Below are 17364 nucleotides of genomic sequence, written 5' to 3'. Positions count from 1 at the left end.
GGCCACCTCCTCCGACGGACCCGCGGCTCCTCCTGCGAGGTGACGATCAAGCCGTTCGGTTCGCATAGCTTCGACCTCATGAATCGACGCCGAACCGCCGCATCCGCCGTCTTACTCGCCCTCCTCCTGCCGCTGCCGCTCGCCGCCGCGGGCACGGCCGTGGCTGCCGGTTCCGAGGCCGCCGGATCCACGGTCGCGGCCACGGGCACCCGCGTGGTGCTGCCGCAGCTCCCGCGCCCCACCGGCCGCTTCGCGGTCGGTCAGGAGACCCTGCACCTCGTGGACCGCAGCAGGACCGACCCCTGGGCGGGGTCAGGTCCGCGCGAGCTGATGGTGACCGTGCGCTATCCGGCTCACCCCGGCACGGGCGGCCCCGTGCGCCCCTACCTGACGAACGAGGAAGCCCGGCTGCTGCTGGCCGACCGGAAGCTGGACGAGGCCGTCGCGGTCGAGAGCCTGGCCGGCACCAAGGCGTACGCCCGCTCCGAGGCCCGCCCCGTGGCCGGCCGGTACCCGCTGATCGTCCTGTCGCCCGGATTCACCGTCCCGCGCGCCACCCTCACCTCCCTCGCCGAGGAGCTGGCCTCCCGGGGCTATGTGGTCGCCGCCGTGGACCACGCGTACGAGACCTCCGGGACGGCCTTCCCCGGCGGGCGCGTCCTGACCTGCCTGGCCTGTGAGAAGGCCGACAACGAGGCGGGCCGTAAACAGGTCACCGACAACCGGGCCCGTGACGTGTCCTTCCTGTTGGACCGGCTCACCGGCCGCCGCCCGGCCTGGCGGCACGCCGGCCTGATCGACCAGAGCCGCATCGCCATGGCCGGCCATTCCATCGGCGGCTCCGCCGCGCTCGCCACGATGGCGACCGACCCGCGGGTCCGTGCCGGGATCGACATGGACGGCGGGCTGTTCTCACCGGTGCCCCCGGACGGGCTCGGCGGCCGTCCCTTCATGCTGCTCGGCGCGCAGGACACCCGCCCCGGCGGGACGGGGACCGGCGAAGAGAACTGGGACACGAACTGGACCCGGCTCGACGGCTGGAAGCGTTGGATCACCCTCGACGGTTCGAACCACTTCACCTTCACCGACTGGCCCACCATGAGCGACCAGCTGGGGCTGCCCGCGCTGTCGCCGCTGCCCGGCGACCGCTCGGTCGAGCTGACCCGGCGCTACGTCGGAGCCTTCTTCGACCAGCACCTCAAGGGGCTGCCGCAGCCGCTGCTCGACGGCCCGAGCCGCGAGACGCCGGAGGTCCGCTTCCACACGCCGTGACCCTTGGCACGGGGGGCGGGGTCCGACCCGATTACCGCTGGTCGGCCGTGTTCGGCAGGATGGGGGGCATGACCGAGATCCGTACCCCCCGACTCCTCCTCCGCCGCTGGACCGACGACGACCTCGTCCCCCTGTCGGAGATCAATGCCGACCCGGAGGTGATGCGCTGGATCGGGGACGGCTCCACCCTCGACCTGGAGCAGACCGCCGAGTGGATCGAGCGCTCGGAGGACGAGTGGGACGAGGAGGGCTTCGGTCTCCTCGCCGTCGAGCTGCTGGCCTCGGGGGAGCTGATCGGGGCCGTCGGGCTGTCCGTGCCGGAGTTCCTGCCGGAGGTGCTGCCGGCCGTACAGATCAGCTGGCGCCTCGGCCGGCAGTTCTGGGGCCAGGGCTACGCGTCCGAGGCGGCCCACGCCACCTTGGAGTTCGCCCTCCAGGACCGTGGCCTGGACCGGGTGATCGCCATCAACCGGGCGGGCAACGAAGACTCCGAGAACGTGATCCGCAAGCTCGGGATGGAACAGCACCTGAACACGACGGACCCGGAGCACGGCCACCTCCTCCAGGTCCACAGCATCGACCTGACGGAATACGAGGCCTGACGTCACGGTCCGAGCGCCGGACCACGGCCTCCCCGGGGGGTCACGGACGGCGGGGCCGACCGGGTCCGCCTCGCCCGGCGCCGCCCGGCACCGCCCGGATCAGGCGGGGGTCGCGCCCGGGGCCCGGGCGCCGTGGCCGGCGCGGACCGAGGCGAGCGCAGCCGCGTGGACGGCGGCGGGGTCGCCGCGGTGGGGGACCGGACTGCCGGTCAGCGTGTACCACTCCTCCGCGTCCGTGTACTGGATGTCCATCCTGAGCAGGCCGCCCGCCACCGCCGTCGTCCGCAGGGTCAGCGGGCCCGTGATCACGCCGACCTCGTCGGTCATCGCCCCACCGGGCCCGGCGAGGACCTGGTCCTGCCACTGGCGTCCGTCGTTCATGCCGCGCAGGTGTCCAGCATCGTCGAGAGCATCTTCTTCTCCGCTTCCGTCACGGTCAGACCGTAGGTGGACTTCACGGTCGTCCAGGCCCGCCCGTACTGGCACCAGCTCGACTTGTCCGGCGGCTGCCACAGGTCCGGGCTCTGATCGCCCTTCGACCGGTTCGTGGCCGCGGTCACCGACAGCAGCTGAGGGTGGGTCAGGTCGTTCGCGAAGGCCTTGCGTCGTGCTGCGTCCCAGCCGGCCGCGCCGGAGCGCCACCCCTCGGCGAGCGGCACGATGTGGTCGATGTCCATCTTCGAGGCCTCGGTGACCACCACCCCGTCGTACAGGCTCTTCCACGTGCCGGACACCGCCTTGCACTCCGAGTCCTGGGTGACGTCCGTGCCGTCGCGTTTGAGGACGACTTCGCGGGTATCGCACTTGTTGCCCTGCTCGGCCCAGTGCGTGAACTTGGCCCGGCTGTAGCCGGCCATCGTCCCGGGCGGCGCCACCTTCAGCGAGGCCAACTGGGTGCGGGCCAATTCCGCGCCGACCATGCCGGGCAGCACGTCCCCGGCCGTGGGCTTGGCGTCGTCGCGCCGGGGCGCCGAGGGCGATGTGCCGGCCGGTGCCGAAGGTGCCGAAGGCCTCGCGTCCCCGTCCGTCGCGCCGGTTCCCGAGCACCCGGACACGGCCAACAGCACCGAAGCCGCCAGGACCGCACCACGCACACGTATCTGACGTCCCATGAACCCACCCCGCGCCGGCTCCCGCACACTGTTGCGCAAAGACTACCCAGAACCGGACATTCAACTGGCCCCGCGCACGCCGCTGCCGAGGCGGACCACAGGGGCCGCCGCCGGGGCGGGCCCCCTCGACGGGCGTTGTCAGTGGCCCTCGCTAGTCTCCCGGCATACCGCAGCTCAGGGGGTCTCTTCCCCCTGGTCGACGCTGCGCGCATTCGGACCGGGCAGGCGGAGGGGCACGTACTGATGGCATGGCTGGCGGCGGGCGAGGGGTACGAGATCGCCCTGGTGGAAGGGAAGGTGGCGGCGAGGTCCGCCACCGGCCGCACGGCGGGACGGCAGTTGAAGTCACTGCCCAAGGCGCTGCGCGACCATCCCGAGGTGGACCGGCTCCGCCGGCTCGGCGCATGGCTCGATCGGCACGCCGAGGCCTGCATAGCCCAAGTGGACACCTGGATGGTGTCCTCGTTGCCGGTGCCGACGGCGCTCATCGCCCGGGTCTGGCCGGACGAGGCCTGGCAGAACGCCCTGCGCGACACGGCCGTCGTCGGCGAGGACCCGGACGAGGTCGGATTCCTGCGGGACGCCACCGCCTCCGGTGAGCTCAAGGTGGTCAACCTCGACGGCGAGACCGTACGGCTCTCCCCGCGCACGGTGACGCTGCCGCACCCGGTGCTGCTGCCCGACCTGGACGACGTACGGGACTTCGCGGCCGAACTCGGCATCGTCCAGCGCGTCGAGCAGATCCACCGGCCGACCTGGGAGAAGCCCGAAGGACTCGCGGCCACCGCGACCGAGGTGCGGGACTACGCCGGAGGGGTCTTCTCGAGCCGCTTCGGCCTGGCCGCCCGGGCGACCGGCCTCGGTTACCGGGTCTCCGGCGGCTACGCCACCTGCAAGGTCCGTGACGCGGGTGGCCGGGGCACGGAGGCGGCGGTGTGGATCGGTGAGCCCTACTACGAGGACGAGACGACCACCGGCGCCCTGAGCTGGCATGACGAGAACGGCCGGGCGGTGCGCCTGGCGGAGGTCGGGCCGGTGGCCTGGTCCGAGGGGATGCGGATGGCCGCGGCGCTGTACGCCGGGCGCAAGATCGAAGAGGGCGGGGACGCACGATGACCAACACCACCACTGCAACGGGAACCGGGACCGCTGACGCCGCCCCGTCCGTGCACGAGGCCGAACTGCTGCTCAGGGCCGGCGCCGTGCTGCCCTGCGACACCGAGGGCGCGGGCCCCTCCGCCGTCGACCTGACCGCGCGCACCTACCGTCACCCCGCCCTCGCCGACGACCGCGTCGTCGTCCGGCTGGCCGCCGCCGAACTGGGGCCGGCCGAGGACCTGGCCGCAGGCTTCCTGGGACTCGTGCTCGACGCGGGCGAGCCGCCCGTCGTCGGCCTCGGCCAGCGACAGGCCCTCGGCTTCCCGGAATGGGTCCTCGTCCACCACCCCGAGGACGGCCACCACGCCCTCGCCGTCGTCCCCGAACTCGACCGCCTCGCCCGCCAGGCCAAGACCAAGCCCAAGGCCGCCCTCGACGCCTGCCACGAACTGGCCGGCCGCCTCGCCGCCGCGGTCCCGCACTTCCTGCCCGTCTTCTACGAGCAGGCCGCCCGCATCTTCCTCGCCGTCGAGAACACCACGTACGCCGCCCAGCTGTTCGGCCGCGCCCGTGCCAGCGAAGCCCAGTACGGCCTCGCCGTCGACGAGGACCGCCTCGACGCCGTCTTCCTCGAATTCGCCCTGGTCGGCGCCCTGCCGGTGAAGGTGCTCACCGGCTACGCCAAGGAACTGTCCGGCCGGGTCGGCCCCGTCGAGGCCCACGAGCGCTTCCGCCGCCTGTGCGTGCGCCGAACCGCCGGCGGACTGCCGCCTTCCGCGCAGGCCGCCACCGAACTGCGCCGCCTCGCCCGCAACGCCGGCCTGACCGGTACCGAAGCCGAGCAGGACTACCTCGCCGAACTGCTCCCGCTGCCCGCCACCCTGCGCGCCGCGTTCGGCTGGTGGAAGGCGCACCGCACCGCCCTGGTCGCCCTCGCCCGCCGCGAGCCGGCCGTACGGGGCACCCTGCTCGGCCTGATGCCGCCGGGTGGCGGCGACGGCGAACTCAGCACGCTCTGGCTGGACCTCCTGGAGGAATCCGGCGCCACCGCCGGCCTGGTCCACGCCGAACTGCCCGCCGAACAGCGCTGCCCCGACGGCGCCGCCGGCTGGCTCGAACGCTTCCACGCCGCCCGCCACGCCGGCTGGGGCGCCCGCCCGGCCTCGCCCGCCCTGCTCGCCCTCGTCGCCCGCGCGGCCGACCGACTGCGCACCGAACTCGCCCAGCCGGGCCGCGAAGCGGGCCTGAAGGTGGGGGTCGAGGACGCCGACCTGCTCGATCTGCTGCTCTCCCTGAACATCCCGGTCGCCGACCCCGACGAGGCCCCCACGTCCCGCCGGCGCCACGACCAGCTGAACCTGGCCGGCTGGGCACTCGGCGACCAGCGCCGGGACCTCCGCGCCCTCGCGGCCGACGAGCGCTTCCGCCCCGCCTTCCGCCGCGCCGCATACGGATTCGGCGGTGACAGCACCTCCGTGGACGTCATGCGCAAGCTCGCCGCCTCGCCCGGCGGACGTCCGATGCTCACCGAGTGGATGCACGAGGTGGCCCGCGCCTCCACGGCCGTAGGCCTGCCCGGCCTGCCCGACGCCGTCCGCCGGCTGACCTGGCTGCCCGCCGAGGCCCTCGAACTCGCCCGCGAGGAGGTGGCCGACGCAGCCGCCGCCGACCTCGGCGAAACCCTCGCCCGCACCCTGCGGGCCGGCCTCTTCGAGGAACTGACCTGGCCCGCCTGGGAGACCGCGATAGCCGAGCTGACGCCGCAGCAGGGCGGGCACGGGCTGACCGTCGTCGAGGCCTGGCCCTACCTGATCGTCGCCAACTCCACCCAGGTCCGCGTCATCGACGCCGACTCCACCGTCCTCACGCACGACCTGCGGGCGCCGAGCGGCAACGCGTACCGCTACGGATTCCACTACGTCGACGGCGAACTGCTCGTCTTCTGGTCCCACTGGGGCAACGGGGGGATCGAGGGCTACTGGCACACCGCGCCCGGCACCGTCTTCACGGTGGACTTCGAAGGCAACCACTGGAACCTGCGCTCCGACGACATCAGCCTGCCGCTGCCCGGCGGCGGCCGCACCACCGGCGGCGGCGTCCTGCACGCCGGGGACACCAAGCTGCCGAGCGCGCGCCCCCTCCTGTCCGACGGAACCTCGTACTGGGTGTGGCAGCACCGCGACCAGGAGAACGACGGCGGTTGGCGCGAGTACGACCCCACCGACGGCGCCTTCGGCCGGCTGTCCCAGCCCGGCTTCCTCGCCGACGCGCTGCGCGCACACCCCGGCAGCGGCGGCGTCGTACCCGCCCACTCCTGCTGGCTGCGCCCCGCGCCCACCGTCGAAGGCTCGGTCCTCGGCGCTCCCGTGGACGGCCTGCTCGGCTGGCGCGCCGTGCGCGTACCGGACCGGGGCTGGCAGGGCTGCGACACAGCCGGCCGCACCGTCAGCGTCCCCGAAGGCACCGAGATGCCCGTCGCCGCGCTCACCTTCCCCGGTGACGAGCGGCCCCGCGCACTGACGCACCGCTGGCGCGAGCTGAGCATCAGCGACCCGGACGGCGTGGTCACCACCCAGTCGCGCAGCGACCACCGCAACGCGGCGTTCGCCACCGGCAGCGTGGACCTTCCGCCGCTGCCGTTCTGGTACGCACTGCGCCCCCGCGACCCCGAGGGCTCGGCCGCCCTGCGCGCGGCCGACCGCGCACCGGTCGCCACCCTGCTCAAGGCCGCCGCCGCGGCCGAGACGGTCACCGACCTTCCCGACCTGGTACGCGCGGCGCTGCCCCAGGTCACCGCCCCGAAGCTGATCGGCGGCATCGTCGAGGTGCTCCGCTTCGCCCTCACCCAGCAGAAGGCGCTGGACGGCGTCGCCGCCCGCCTGGACCCCAACACCGAGGCCCTGAACGACACGGAGCCGGAGGGCCCCACCGACCACCTGGTCGCCGACGCGCTGCACGGCCTCGTCGGCACCGGGTACTACCGCTGGGGCGCCCAGACCGACGCCGCCCACCGCTACCTGCGCGGGCTGGCCCGGGCTGCCGCCGACACCGAAGCCGTCGAGGTGCCGGGCCGGCTCCACTTCGACCTGCCCGCACTGCCGTACTCCGCGTTCCCGTTCACGCCCCTGCTGGACCAGCCCGCCGCCATCGCGTACCGCGCCGTCGTCATCGGGACCACCGACGAACAGCGCGCCGCTCTGCTCGGCCTCCTCGGCCAGGTGGACGCCCTCGGGCTGGCCTCGGCCGAAGGTTCCGCGGACCACTGGCGCCGGGTCCTGGTCCACCTCGACCAGCGGCACCTGCGCACGCCCGACGGCATCGAACGCAACACCTCCCACCGCAGCCTGCTCCCGCTCGGCGGCGGAGCCGTCCTGGGCCTCACCGAGCACGGTGCGTCCGTCGCCGACGGGCACGAGTTCGGGGCGCTGCTGTACGACCCCACGGGCCGTTTCACGGTGCCCGGCCCCTACACCGTGCGCGGCGACGCCCCGCTCGGCGACCGGGAGCGCGGCGCGGGCTGGCTGACGGCCTTCCTGACCGAGGCGGCCGACCGCGGTCCGGCCCCGTTCTTCCCCGGAGCCGCCGACGAGTTCGCCCGGCTCACCGGCGTGTCCACCACCCTGGCACGGCTGCTGCTGGCCGGCCTCCCGAACATCGACAGCTACGAGCACCACTTCCTGCCGGCCGACCTACGCACAGCCCTGGGAGTCAAGGCGACCGACGCGAAGCACGCCCGCACCGAGTTGGCGAGCCTCGACGTCGAGGTGCGGCGCGCCGTCGTCGGGGCGCTGCTGCCCGCCGACCCGGCACTGCTGTGGACCGGGGGCCCGGACGTGGCCGCCGCCGCGCAGGAGTGGAACCGTCGCGTGGGCCGCCGTACGCCCCTGCCCGAATGGCTGCTGGCCGAGGCCACGCGGGCCGCCAGGACCGGCTGGCCCGCGCACCGGGCCCTGGCAGCGGTCCTCGCCCCCGCGGAGTCCCGGCCGTTGAGCATCGACGTCGCCTGGCAGGTGAAGGGGGACCGCGTCGAGCCCCGTGAACCGGCCACCGAGCCGTTCGACTCGACCGTCCTCACCGGCGCGCTGACCATGACGGCCTGGCTGGCGCACCGGCTGCCCGCCGGCGATCCCGTGCGGTCGGCGCTGCCGCCCGCGCTCACGGCCGTCCGGCAGCGGCTCGCCGCGCCCGAACTCATGCTCAGCATGGGCCACTTCACCAGCCTCCCCGACTTCCGCAAGGCGGCTGGTACGCCCACCGAGACGGGCGAGGGCTACGAGCGGTACGGAGCGGTGGTCATGGCCACCCACGACGACCAGCCCAAGCCGGCACTGCGCACGGCACTGCTCGACTCCACCGGCTCCGACCCGTATCTCGGGGCCCTGCGCGGCAGCGACCAGCATCCCTCCGCGGTGGAGGTGGCGCTGCGGACCGCCCACCACCCGCGCTTCGCCGCGCTGCTCGCCGACCCGGGCGCCCCGGCGGCCGGCGTCCCCGACCGGGACGGCACGTGGTGGCCGCAGGACCCGAGCCGGTCCGTGCCCGAGCTGGTCGCGGAGGTGGCGCATACGCACGGCCTGGGAGCGGACGCCGCCGCCGTCTACCTGGCGCTGCTCGCCATGCCCGATCCCACCGACCGCAACGTGGCGCGCTGGACGGGCTGGAAGCCGGCCCGACTGAAGGCCGCCCGCGCGGAACTGTCCGCCACCGAGCTGGTGGTGTCGGCCTCCCGGACCCGGGCCGGGCGCTCGCTGTTCCTGCCCGGTGGCTGGGCGGAGATGCCCTCCCCGGTACTGCCGGTGGAGCTGTGGAAGCTCCCGATGTACGGACTGGCGTCCGGCGGACGGCCGGTGCTGGGCGTCCTGGCGCCGGACGAGCCGGCCGCGGACCTCTACCGGCGGGCCTGGCAGCGGATCCGCGAGGGCGACGCACCGCGCTTCGAGGAACTCAAGGTCAAGCGCACCCGTCCGCGCCGCCGCTGACCCCGGGCTGCCCCTGCCTTGGGGCGGCGCCGATCCCGGCCGTTTCCGATCCCGGCCGTTTCCGATCCCGGCCGTTTCCGATCCCGGCCGTTTCCGATCCCGGCGCGGCGCACCCCTCCGGGCGGTGCGCCGCGCCCCTCCCCCTTCCCGTTCGAGAGGACAACCGATGACCGTGACCGCCACCGAAGGGTCCGCCGCCCCGGCCCGACAGGCGCTGCCCGCCGAGGAGCGGTACGCCGCCGAACTGGCCTTCCTCGCCGCCCAGGACACCGGCCCCCGACCGCCCGGATGGGCGCTCACCCCGCGCGCCGTCGTCACCTTCGTGTGCGGCAGCGAGGGCGTGGAACTGTCCTTGCCCGGGCGCCGCGGCGCCGGGCTGCCGGCGAAGCTGGCCATCGCCCCGAAGTTCGTCGGCGAACGCGCCCTGGTCGAACGCTGCGTCGTGACCCTCGCCGGAGAGCGCGGCCTGCTGCTGACCGGCGAGCCGGGCACCGCGAAGTCGATGCTCTCCGAGCTGCTGGCCGCCGCCGTCTGCGGAACCAGCGCACTGACCGTGCAGGGCACCGCCGGTACCACGGAGGACGCCTTCCGCTACGGCTGGAACTACGCCCTGCTGCTCGCCCAGGGCCCCACCTCACAGGCGCTCGTGGACTCCCCGGTGCTCTCCGCCATGCGGACCGGACGGGTGGTGCGCGTCGAGGAGATCACCCGCTGCCTGCCCGAGGTGCAGGACGCGCTGGTGTCGATCCTGTCCGACCGGCGGGTCAGCGTGCCCGAACTGACCGCCACCGAGGACGCGGTGGTCTCCGCAGCACCCGGTTTCACCGTCATCGCCACCGCCAACCTGCGGGACCGCGGGGTCTCCGAGATGTCCGCCGCCCTCAAACGACGGTTCAACTTCGAAACGGTCGCGCCGATCGCGGACGCGGACGCGGAGGCCACGTTGATCCGCCGCCAGGCGGTGGCCGCGGTGCAACGGGCGGGCGCGGCCTTCGGCGTGGACGACGCGGTCCTGGACGCACTGGTCACGGTGTTCCGGGACCTGCGCTCCGGGCGCTCGGCCGAGGGCTGGGACGTGGAACGCCCCGGTACGGTCATGTCCACCGCGGAGGCGGTCCAGGTGGCGGCCTCGCTGGGCGTCGCCGCGGCGTACCTGCCGGGCGGCGACGTACTGGACCTGCTGCCCGGTCACCTGCTGGGCGTGGTCCGCAAGGACGACCCGGCCGACCACGGCCGCCTGCTGGGCTACTGGGACGGGCCGGTCCGTCGCCGCGCGGAAGACGGCTCCGCGATGTGGCGCCGCCTGTGGGACCTCCGCGGGAGCCTGCGATGACCCCGTCGACGCTGGGCGCCACGGCTGCACCCGCCGGTCCGGCCGCGGGCGCGGTGCCGTCGGAGCCGCCCGCGGCAGGCGAGACAACCCGCACGCTCGCCCTGAACACCCCCACGCCCGGGTCCGGGTCCGGGTCCGGGTCCGGGTCTGCGTCTGGGGTCGCGGTTGAACTCCGGCCTGGGCCCGAGGCCCTTGGCGGGCCGGCCCCGGCCGGCGACCCGCGGGTCGCCGTCGATGCGCTCGCCGCGTCCCGCGCGCCGTACCTGCTCGGGGTGCGCCACCACAGCCCGGCGCTGGCGGCGGTGGTCCCGGCGCTGCTGGACGCCTCGGAGGCGGAGGTGGTGTGCGTCGAGCTGCCGGCCGACTTCCAGCCCTGGCTGGAGCACTTGGCGGACCCCGAGACCGCGGCCCCCGTCGCCCTGGCGGGCACGGGCCTGGATGGCCGACTGGCCTTCTACCCGTTCGCGGACTTCTCCCCGGAGCTGGCGGCGATCCGCTGGGCCCGGGCACGCGGTGCGGAGGTGCGCTGCTGCGACCTCCCGTTGGCCGACCCGGGCTGGACCCTGCGGACTGCGCACCCGGACGTGCCCCAGGACCCGAGCCCGGCCGAGGCCCCGGGGCGCCGCTCCTTCGCGGACGCGCTCGCCGCATCCGGTACCGGCCGCGAAGGCGAGGACCTGTGGGACCGGGCCGTGGAGGTACTGGCTCCCGGATGCACGCCGGAGGCCGTCCGCCGGGCCGCCCTCGGCGTCGGCTGGGCCCTGCGTCAGGACGGCCCCGTCCCCGCGACGGACCTGGCCCGCGAGGCCCACATGCGCCGCGCCGTCGATGCCGCCGCCTCCGGAGGCCGTCGGGTGGCCGCCCTCGTCGGCGCCTTCCACGCACCGGCCCTGCTGGGCGACGCACCGGCGGGGGAGGGCGGCGCCGCCAGCTCTGCCCTCCCGGCCAGCTCTGCCCAGCCCTCCGCCCTGCCGCCGGACGCCGACACGGCCCCGGCGTCCGTCGTAGCGGGTGCAGACGCAGGGCGTGCCCCGGGCACGTCCGCGGCCGGATCCGCGGCGCTCGATACGGACCGTGCGTCGGCCGACGCCCCCGCGACCCCGATCCCGGCACCGACGTCGGACGCGGGTCCTTGCGCGGTGACCGGCGCAGCGCCTGCGGACGGGGCCGCCTCGGCCTCCGTTGCCGGGCCGAGGGCCGGTGCAGACCCCGGCGCCGCCGCGGAACTCGTGACCTCCCTCGTCCCCTACTCATTCGACCTGCTCGACTCCCGATCCGGCTACCCCGCAGGCATCCGGGATCCGTTGTGGCAGCAGGCCGTACTACGGGCCGGTGGAGACCCCGAGCGGGTGCGCGACGCCGCGTCCGTAGCCGTCACGGGAATCTGCCGGGAACTCCGCCGCGCCGGGCACACAGCCGGTACCGGTGAGGCCGCCGAGACGCTGCGGCACGCGAGCGATCTGGCCGTCCTGCGCGGGCTCCCCGCGCCCGGCCGGGGCGAACTCCTCGAAGCGATCACCACGGTGCTCGGCCAGGGTGAACCGCTGGGCCGGGGCAGGGCGTTGGCCCGCGCCCTGGAGGCCGTACTCGTCGGGACCGGGCGGGGCCGGATCACCCCGCACGCCCCCCGTTCCGGACTCGGCCCCTGCGTCGAGGCCGAGTTGGCGGAGCTGCGGCTGCCGGGGCCCGATGACCCCGCCCCGCGCGAGGTCCGCCTCTACCCGCTGCGCTCCCCCCTCGACCGGCGCCGCGAAGTGCTGCTCCAGCGGCTGGCCGTCTGTGGAGCCTCGTACGGGGAGCCCCTCGACGTGGCCGCCACCGGCGACGGCACCGCCCTCGGCACCAAGTGGCGGCTGACCTGGACCCCTTCCGTGCCTGCCCGCCTCGACCTCGCCGGCGTCCGCGGGGTCACCGCGGCGCAGGCCGCCGCCGGCACGCTGCGCGACACGGCACGCCGCGCCGCCGCGGACGGCGGTCCGACCCCGGCCCAGATCCTCGCCGGGCTGGCCGCCGCCGCGCATTGCGACCTGCCCGAGCTGGTCGACGTACGGCTGGAAGAGGCGGCCGAAATCCTTCCGCAGACCGCGATGCTGCCTGAACTCCTCCAAGCGTGCGACCTGTTGGAAGGACTGGCGCGCGGGCACTTCCCCGGGACCTCCGACGCCTCCCGTGCCAGCGCCGGTGCGCTCACCGGTCGGCTGTTGGAGGCCGCCGTACGGTCGCTGCCGGGTCTCGCGGGCAGCGAGGAACACGCCGACGCGCGCGCCCTCGTGGCCCTCGCCGACCGGGCCGCCACCCTGCACCTGGGGATGCGGATGGACGCCGCCCTGGCAGAACTCGCCTCCACGGCCTCCCCGTTGATGCAGGGCGCGGCGCTGGCCGTACGGGTCGTGCTCGACCTCGATCCGGCCGCCGCCCTCGGAGACCGGGCCGCCGGATGGGTCGACGCCGCGGGCACCGCCGAAGGCCGACGCTCCCTCGCTCGCCGTCTCGGGGGCGTCCTGGCCGCGGCCGGGCCGCTGCTCCAGTCCTCCGGTGCCGCCCTCACCCCGGTCCTCGACCGGATCGACGGTCTCGCCGACCAGGAGTTCCTGGACCGGCTCCCGGCCCTGCGCGGCGGCTTCGACGCACTCGCCCCCGCCGCCCGCGACCGGCTGCTGGACACCGTCACCGAGCGGCTCGGCGACCGCATCGACCTGTCGCTCGACGCCCCGCCCGCCCTGCTCGCCCTGTGGGCCGCCGCGGACGCCGCCGGGGCGGCAGCGCTCAAGGCCCTTCCGCTGCCCGCCCGGGAAGAGCCCGCGCCCGAGCCCGGACCCGTGCCGGAACGCCCTCTCCCGCCCGTGCCCGTGCCCCTGCCCGCGCCCCTGCGCGGAGACCGCCGGCTGGCTCCCGCCGACCGGTGGCGCCTGCTGCTCGGCCGCCAGCGCGACCGGCTCCCCGCGAGTGCCCGCCGCTACGCCCACGCCCTCGACGAGCTGTACGGCACCGGCCGCGGCGAAGGCTCCACCGGTCTCGAAGGCGGCCGGGGCAGCGGCGGCGGCCAGGAAGCCTCGTTCCCCACGGCGCGCGAATGGTCGCAGGAGCTCGAATCCCTCTTCGGCGCCGACGTACGCGAGGAGGTGCTCGCCGACGCGGCCGACGCGGGCCGCGCCGACGTCCTGAGCCAACTCGACCCGGCAGCGGTGCGCCCCTCCGTCGAACTGCTCGGCTCGGTCCTGTCGCTGGCGGGCGGGATGCCGGAAGCCCAACTCGTCCACCTGCGCCCCCTGGTCAAGCGACTGGTCGACGAACTCACCAAGGAGCTGGCCACCCGGCTGCGGCCTGCGCTCTCCGGCCTCGCCACCCCGCGCCCGACCCGCCGCCCCGGCGGCAGACTGGACCTGGCCCGGACCCTGCGGGCCAACCTCGCGCACGCCCGCCGCCTCGCGGACGGGCGTGTGGCCGTGGTCCCGGAACGGCCCGTGTTCAGCACCCGGGCGAGCCGCGAGGCCGACTGGCGACTGATCCTGGTCGTCGACGTCTCCGGCTCCATGGAGGCCTCCGTCATCTGGTCGGCCCTCACCGCCGCGGTTCTCGGCGGTGTGCCGACCTTGTCCACCCACTTCCTCGCCTTCTCCACCCAGGTCGTGGACCTCACCGACCGCGTCGAGGACCCGCTCTCGCTGCTCCTGGAGGTCCGCGTCGGCGGAGGCACCCACATCGCGGCGGGTCTGGCCCACGCCCGCTCACTGATCACCGTGCCGAGCCGCACGCTCGTCGTCGTGGTCAGCGACTTCGAGGAGGGCGCGCCGATCGGCGGGCTCCTGGGGGAGGTCCGTGCACTGGCCGCATCCGGTGCGCACCTGCTGGGCTGCGCCGCGCTCGACGACGCCGGCGCGCCCCGGTACTCGGTTCCGGTCGCCCGCCAACTCGTCGCGGCCGGCATGCCGGTGGCCGCCCTCAGCCCGCTCGCCCTCGCCCGCTGGGTGGGCGACCGCCTCCGTGGAGAATCCCGTTGAGCACAGACCTCCTGCCGCCCGTGGCCCCCGAAGTCCTTGCCGAGGCCGTCGAGAACCTCACCGCCCGGCTGCGCAAGAAGCTCGACGCGGCGATCGAGGGCTGCGCCGCGGGCGCCATCCCCGCTGCCGACGGAAGCATCACCGTCCGCTTCGGTGAGGACGCCCTCGTCACGCTCCGGCCGGGCCGCGCCGGCACGGTCACCGGCCCCGAACAGGCCGTGTGCACCTGCCTGCTGGCGCCGCGCTGCCTGCACCGGGCGGCGGTACTCGGCGCGGCGCCGATCGCCGACCCGGCACCGTTGCCCGAGCCCGAGCCCGAGCCCGAGCCCGAGCCCGAGCCCGAGCCCGAGCCCGAGCCCGAGCCCGAGCCTGACCACGAGCCCGATTCCGATGCCCGGCCCGCGCCGGACACGGGTGACAAGGCAGACGCGGGTGACGCAGGCGCAGATCCGGATCCCGCGCTGGGACCGGAGGCCCCAGGCAGTCAGCCGCAGCCCGCTGCGGCCGCCACCCCGACCACCGCTCAGCTGCGCGCCGCCGCCGCGCTCTGGCGGGCGGCAGCCGAGGCCCTCGCGGCCGGCGTCACGGCCGGCGGCGCGGTGGTCCAAGCCGAGTTGCTGCGTGCCGCCCACACCGCGCGGCTCGCCGGCCTGCCCCGGGCCGAGGCCGCCGCGCTACGGGTCGTACGGGGCTTGCGCGCGGCCCGGGAGCGCAGCGGCTCCCACCGGCTCGCCGACCTCACCGTGGCCTTCCGGGAACTCCTGCACACCGCCGGGCTGCTGGCGTCGGGCGTGGCGGACCCGGCGCTCACCGGCACCGTGCGGCGAACCTACCGACCGGGCGGCAGCCTGCGGGCGTACGGCCTGTGCCGCGAGCCGGTGCTCTCGGCCACCGGGTACGGGGGAGTGGTCACCCACCTGCTGACTTCGGACGGCGGACGCTACTCGGTCTCCGACGTTCGTCCCGGCGGCCTGGCCCGCGCCCGCGGTGCCGGCTCCGCCTCCGTGGCGCTCGGCGGAGCCGCACTCGACCATGCGGGCCTGGCCCGCGGAGGGCTTCGTATCGCCGGGGCCACGGTCTCCCCAGACGGGCGCCTCGGCGCCGGCCGCGGGGTCCAGGCGACCGCGCTGCGCGGAATCCCGTGGACCGAGGAACCGGCCGCCGCGCTCTTCGCCCGTCCGGCGGCCGAGGCCGTGGCCGCCCAGCTCGCCGAACCCGACCCGGACGGCGTCGGGCCCGCCCTGCTCGGCTGCGAGGTCACGGTCGTCGGACCGGCCGGCGAAGACCTCCTGGTGCGCGAGGCCCGGGCGGATGCGCCCCTGCTCCGGCTGCGCGCGGCCCACCCACACCCCGAGCTGTCCCACACGGCCAACTTGCGCCGCATCGCTGCCCATCCGGGCCTGGTGCTCCGGGTACTGGGCCGCCCCGACCTGGATCGCGCCGCCACCCTGCGCCCGCTCGCCGTCGGCCCGGTGCCCGGGGCGGAGTACACCCTGCGCCTGCCCGCGGAGTGGCTGGGCCGCGCCGATCTCGGCTACGACCTGCTCCAGGGCAGCCACTTCCCGCCCCGGGAGGCCGCCGTCGTGCCCGGGCCGGCCCCCGCCGCCGACGGTCCGGACCTGCTGGCCGACGCGCCGCTGTGGCGGGTGCGCAGGCTCCTCGAGAGCGGGGTCGCGGGGGGTCGGCGCGCCGTCGCCGAGGCGGGGCGTGCCGCCGAGCCCCTCACCGCGTACGGGCCGCTGCGCAAGGCGGGCTTCACGGCGGCGGCGGAGCTGGCCACGGCCCTCGCGGCCGAGGCGGACCGCCGCCCCCGCGACGCGTTCGGCCGCTTGACCGACCCCTCGCCCGAGGCCTACGCCTGGGCCTGGCTGGCCGCGGCAACCCACCTGTCCGCGGCGGAACGCTCCCTGGTGGCCGCGTCCTGGAGCTAAGCGGTCTCAGGGAAGTGGGCGGAGTGGGGGCGTGCCTCACTTCCCCGAGCCCGCTTAGTGCTGGGACCGGAACGGTTCACCGGCCGGGCGGGCCGAGAGCCCGCCGTACCCCTACGGCGTGGCCGTCCACGGGGCCGTGGCACCCGGCAGTGCGTCCAGCCATGCCGCGAGCGCGCCGAAGTCCGCGTCCGTGAGGCCGATGTGGGGGTCGACGTAGTGGAGCAGGTGCCGGCCCGGGTGGTGCGCGGCCACCCAGTCCCGGTCGGCGTCGGTGATCTCGTCGTCCACCCAGACGAACGGCCGCCCGGCGGCGGTAGCGACGAGGGACCGGGTCTTCCAGTGGGTCCGCTCCCGCTCGGCTTCGTCGGACGGTTCCGGCCAGGCCAGTACGGGCAGGTCCGGCAGCCCGATCCGCGGTGCGACGCACGTGTTCGCGTCGATCATCCAGGTCGTTGCCCAGACCAGTTCGCACGGCAGCGCCCGCAGGCGGGGGCCGAGCGCGGGATCGAGCCGGGCCAGCAGCGGATTCGCTTCGGGCTGCGTCCCGTACGTGGGATAGCCGTCCGGTAGCTCCCGGGCCGTCGCCCCGAACGGAATGAGCGTTCCATCGATGTCCAGGAAGAGGAGGGGGAGCTGCCCGTGACCGGTCATGGCGGCACGATAGCCGCCCCGTACGTGGAACCGCGGCCGGTGTGCGCTCCTCTTCCTGAGCGAGGGGGGACGACCATGGCGACGACAGCGGTACCGATGGCCGGGAGAGCGGCGGTGGCAGGACTGCTGTGCGCGGTGCTGGCGGCCTGCGGCACGCGGCCCGCCGGTGGGGTGGCCGTGCCGCCCGCGCCGGTGGAGCAGACGTGCGGCCTCGACCGGACGACGGGCGGCGGAAGCGGCGGATCCGCAGGCGAACCGACGGATCAGGAGACCGGGTCCGCCGGGCCGCCGACGGATCAGGAGACCGGGTCCGCCGGGCCGCCGACGGATCAGGAGACCGGGTCCGCCGGGCCGCCGACGGATCAGGAGACCGGGTCCGCCGGGC

The 17364-nt window shown here is 75.4% G+C and carries 10 protein-coding genes and 1 pseudogene; 8 read left to right on the top strand and 3 right to left on the bottom strand.

The features are described from left to right. Nucleotides 1-78: 78 nt before the first annotated feature. Nucleotides 79-1272 (top strand): alpha/beta hydrolase, encoded by a 1194-nt coding sequence (locus tag ABZZ20_RS20260; protein WP_356871354.1) that lies wholly within the window; start codon nucleotides 79-81, stop codon nucleotides 1270-1272. A gap of 68 nt (nucleotides 1273-1340) precedes the next feature. Further along, a complete protein-coding gene (locus tag ABZZ20_RS20255; RefSeq protein ID WP_356871352.1) occupies nucleotides 1341-1874 on the top strand; it encodes a GNAT family N-acetyltransferase in 534 nt (177 codons plus the stop codon). Nucleotides 1875-1973: 99 nt separating this feature from the next. Here ABZZ20_RS20255 and ABZZ20_RS20250 read toward each other — a convergent pair whose 3' ends face one another. Beyond that, nucleotides 1974-2255: a hypothetical protein gene (locus ABZZ20_RS20250; protein WP_356871350.1), complete on the bottom strand. Its 282-nt coding sequence runs from the start codon at nucleotides 2253-2255 to the stop codon at nucleotides 1974-1976. After that, nucleotides 2252-2986: an HNH endonuclease family protein gene (locus ABZZ20_RS20245; RefSeq protein WP_356871348.1), complete on the bottom strand. Its 735-nt coding sequence runs from the start codon at nucleotides 2984-2986 to the stop codon at nucleotides 2252-2254. Before ABZZ20_RS20245 ends, ABZZ20_RS20250 begins: the two co-directional genes overlap by 4 nt. 243 nt (nucleotides 2987-3229) lie before the next feature. Here ABZZ20_RS20245 and ABZZ20_RS20240 point away from each other — a divergent pair, with 243 nt between their 5' ends. From ABZZ20_RS20240 to ABZZ20_RS20220, 5 genes are all read left to right on the top strand, one after another. Then, nucleotides 3230-4102: a DUF4132 domain-containing protein gene (locus tag ABZZ20_RS20240; protein WP_356871346.1), complete on the top strand. Its 873-nt coding sequence runs from the start codon at nucleotides 3230-3232 to the stop codon at nucleotides 4100-4102. Next, nucleotides 4099-9063 carry a DNA-binding protein gene (locus ABZZ20_RS20235; RefSeq protein WP_356871344.1) on the top strand — a complete coding sequence of 1655 codons (4965 nt, stop codon included), beginning with the start codon at nucleotides 4099-4101 and terminating at the stop codon, nucleotides 9061-9063. The genes ABZZ20_RS20240 and ABZZ20_RS20235 overlap by 4 nt, the downstream gene beginning before the upstream one ends. 166 nt (nucleotides 9064-9229) lie before the next feature. Then, on the top strand, nucleotides 9230-10396 hold the full coding sequence (locus ABZZ20_RS20230) for an AAA family ATPase (RefSeq protein WP_356871342.1): 1167 nt from the start codon (nucleotides 9230-9232) through the stop codon (nucleotides 10394-10396). After that, nucleotides 10393-14397 (top strand): DUF5682 family protein, encoded by a 4005-nt coding sequence (locus ABZZ20_RS20225; RefSeq protein WP_356871340.1) that lies wholly within the window; start codon nucleotides 10393-10395, stop codon nucleotides 14395-14397. The genes ABZZ20_RS20230 and ABZZ20_RS20225 overlap by 4 nt, the downstream gene beginning before the upstream one ends. Continuing rightward, on the top strand, nucleotides 14394-16328 hold the full coding sequence (locus ABZZ20_RS20220) for a hypothetical protein (protein ID WP_356871338.1): 1935 nt from the start codon (nucleotides 14394-14396) through the stop codon (nucleotides 16326-16328). Before ABZZ20_RS20225 ends, ABZZ20_RS20220 begins: the two co-directional genes overlap by 4 nt. Nucleotides 16329-16439: 111 nt before the next feature. Here ABZZ20_RS20220 and ABZZ20_RS20215 read toward each other — a convergent pair whose 3' ends face one another. Beyond that, complete coding sequence (locus ABZZ20_RS20215; protein ID WP_356871336.1) at nucleotides 16440-16979, bottom strand: HAD domain-containing protein; 540 nt, start codon at nucleotides 16977-16979, stop codon at nucleotides 16440-16442. A gap of 75 nt (nucleotides 16980-17054) precedes the next feature. On the opposite strand from ABZZ20_RS20215, the pseudogene ABZZ20_RS20210 reads away from it, so the two are divergent. Beyond that, nucleotides 17055-17364 (top strand): annotated as a pseudogene (locus ABZZ20_RS20210) (hypothetical protein); the annotation flags it as partial.

The sequence above is a fragment of the Streptomyces sp. NPDC006430 genome (assembly GCF_040612395.1).
GTDB lineage: Bacteria > Actinomycetota > Actinomycetes > Streptomycetales > Streptomycetaceae > Streptomyces.
This window is presented reverse-complemented; position numbering and strand designations above follow the sequence as displayed.

Bases quoted from the DNA above. Each gene is read 5' to 3' on its own strand.
- ABZZ20_RS20260 (WP_356871354.1), top strand. From the start codon at position 79: ATGAATCGACGCCGAACCGCCGCATCCGCCGTCTTACTCGCCCTCCTC.
- ABZZ20_RS20255 (WP_356871352.1), top strand. From the start codon at position 1,341: ATGACCGAGATCCGTACCCCCCGACTCCTCCTCCGCCGCTGGACCGAC.
- ABZZ20_RS20250 (WP_356871350.1), bottom strand. From the start codon at position 2,255: ATGAACGACGGACGCCAGTGGCAGGACCAGGTCCTCGCCGGGCCCGGT.
- ABZZ20_RS20245 (WP_356871348.1), bottom strand. From the start codon at position 2,986: ATGGGACGTCAGATACGTGTGCGTGGTGCGGTCCTGGCGGCTTCGGTG.
- ABZZ20_RS20240 (WP_356871346.1), top strand. From the start codon at position 3,230: ATGGCATGGCTGGCGGCGGGCGAGGGGTACGAGATCGCCCTGGTGGAA.
- ABZZ20_RS20235 (WP_356871344.1), top strand. From the start codon at position 4,099: ATGACCAACACCACCACTGCAACGGGAACCGGGACCGCTGACGCCGCC.
- ABZZ20_RS20230 (WP_356871342.1), top strand. From the start codon at position 9,230: ATGACCGTGACCGCCACCGAAGGGTCCGCCGCCCCGGCCCGACAGGCG.
- ABZZ20_RS20225 (WP_356871340.1), top strand. From the start codon at position 10,393: ATGACCCCGTCGACGCTGGGCGCCACGGCTGCACCCGCCGGTCCGGCC.
- ABZZ20_RS20215 (WP_356871336.1), bottom strand. From the start codon at position 16,979: ATGACCGGTCACGGGCAGCTCCCCCTCCTCTTCCTGGACATCGATGGA.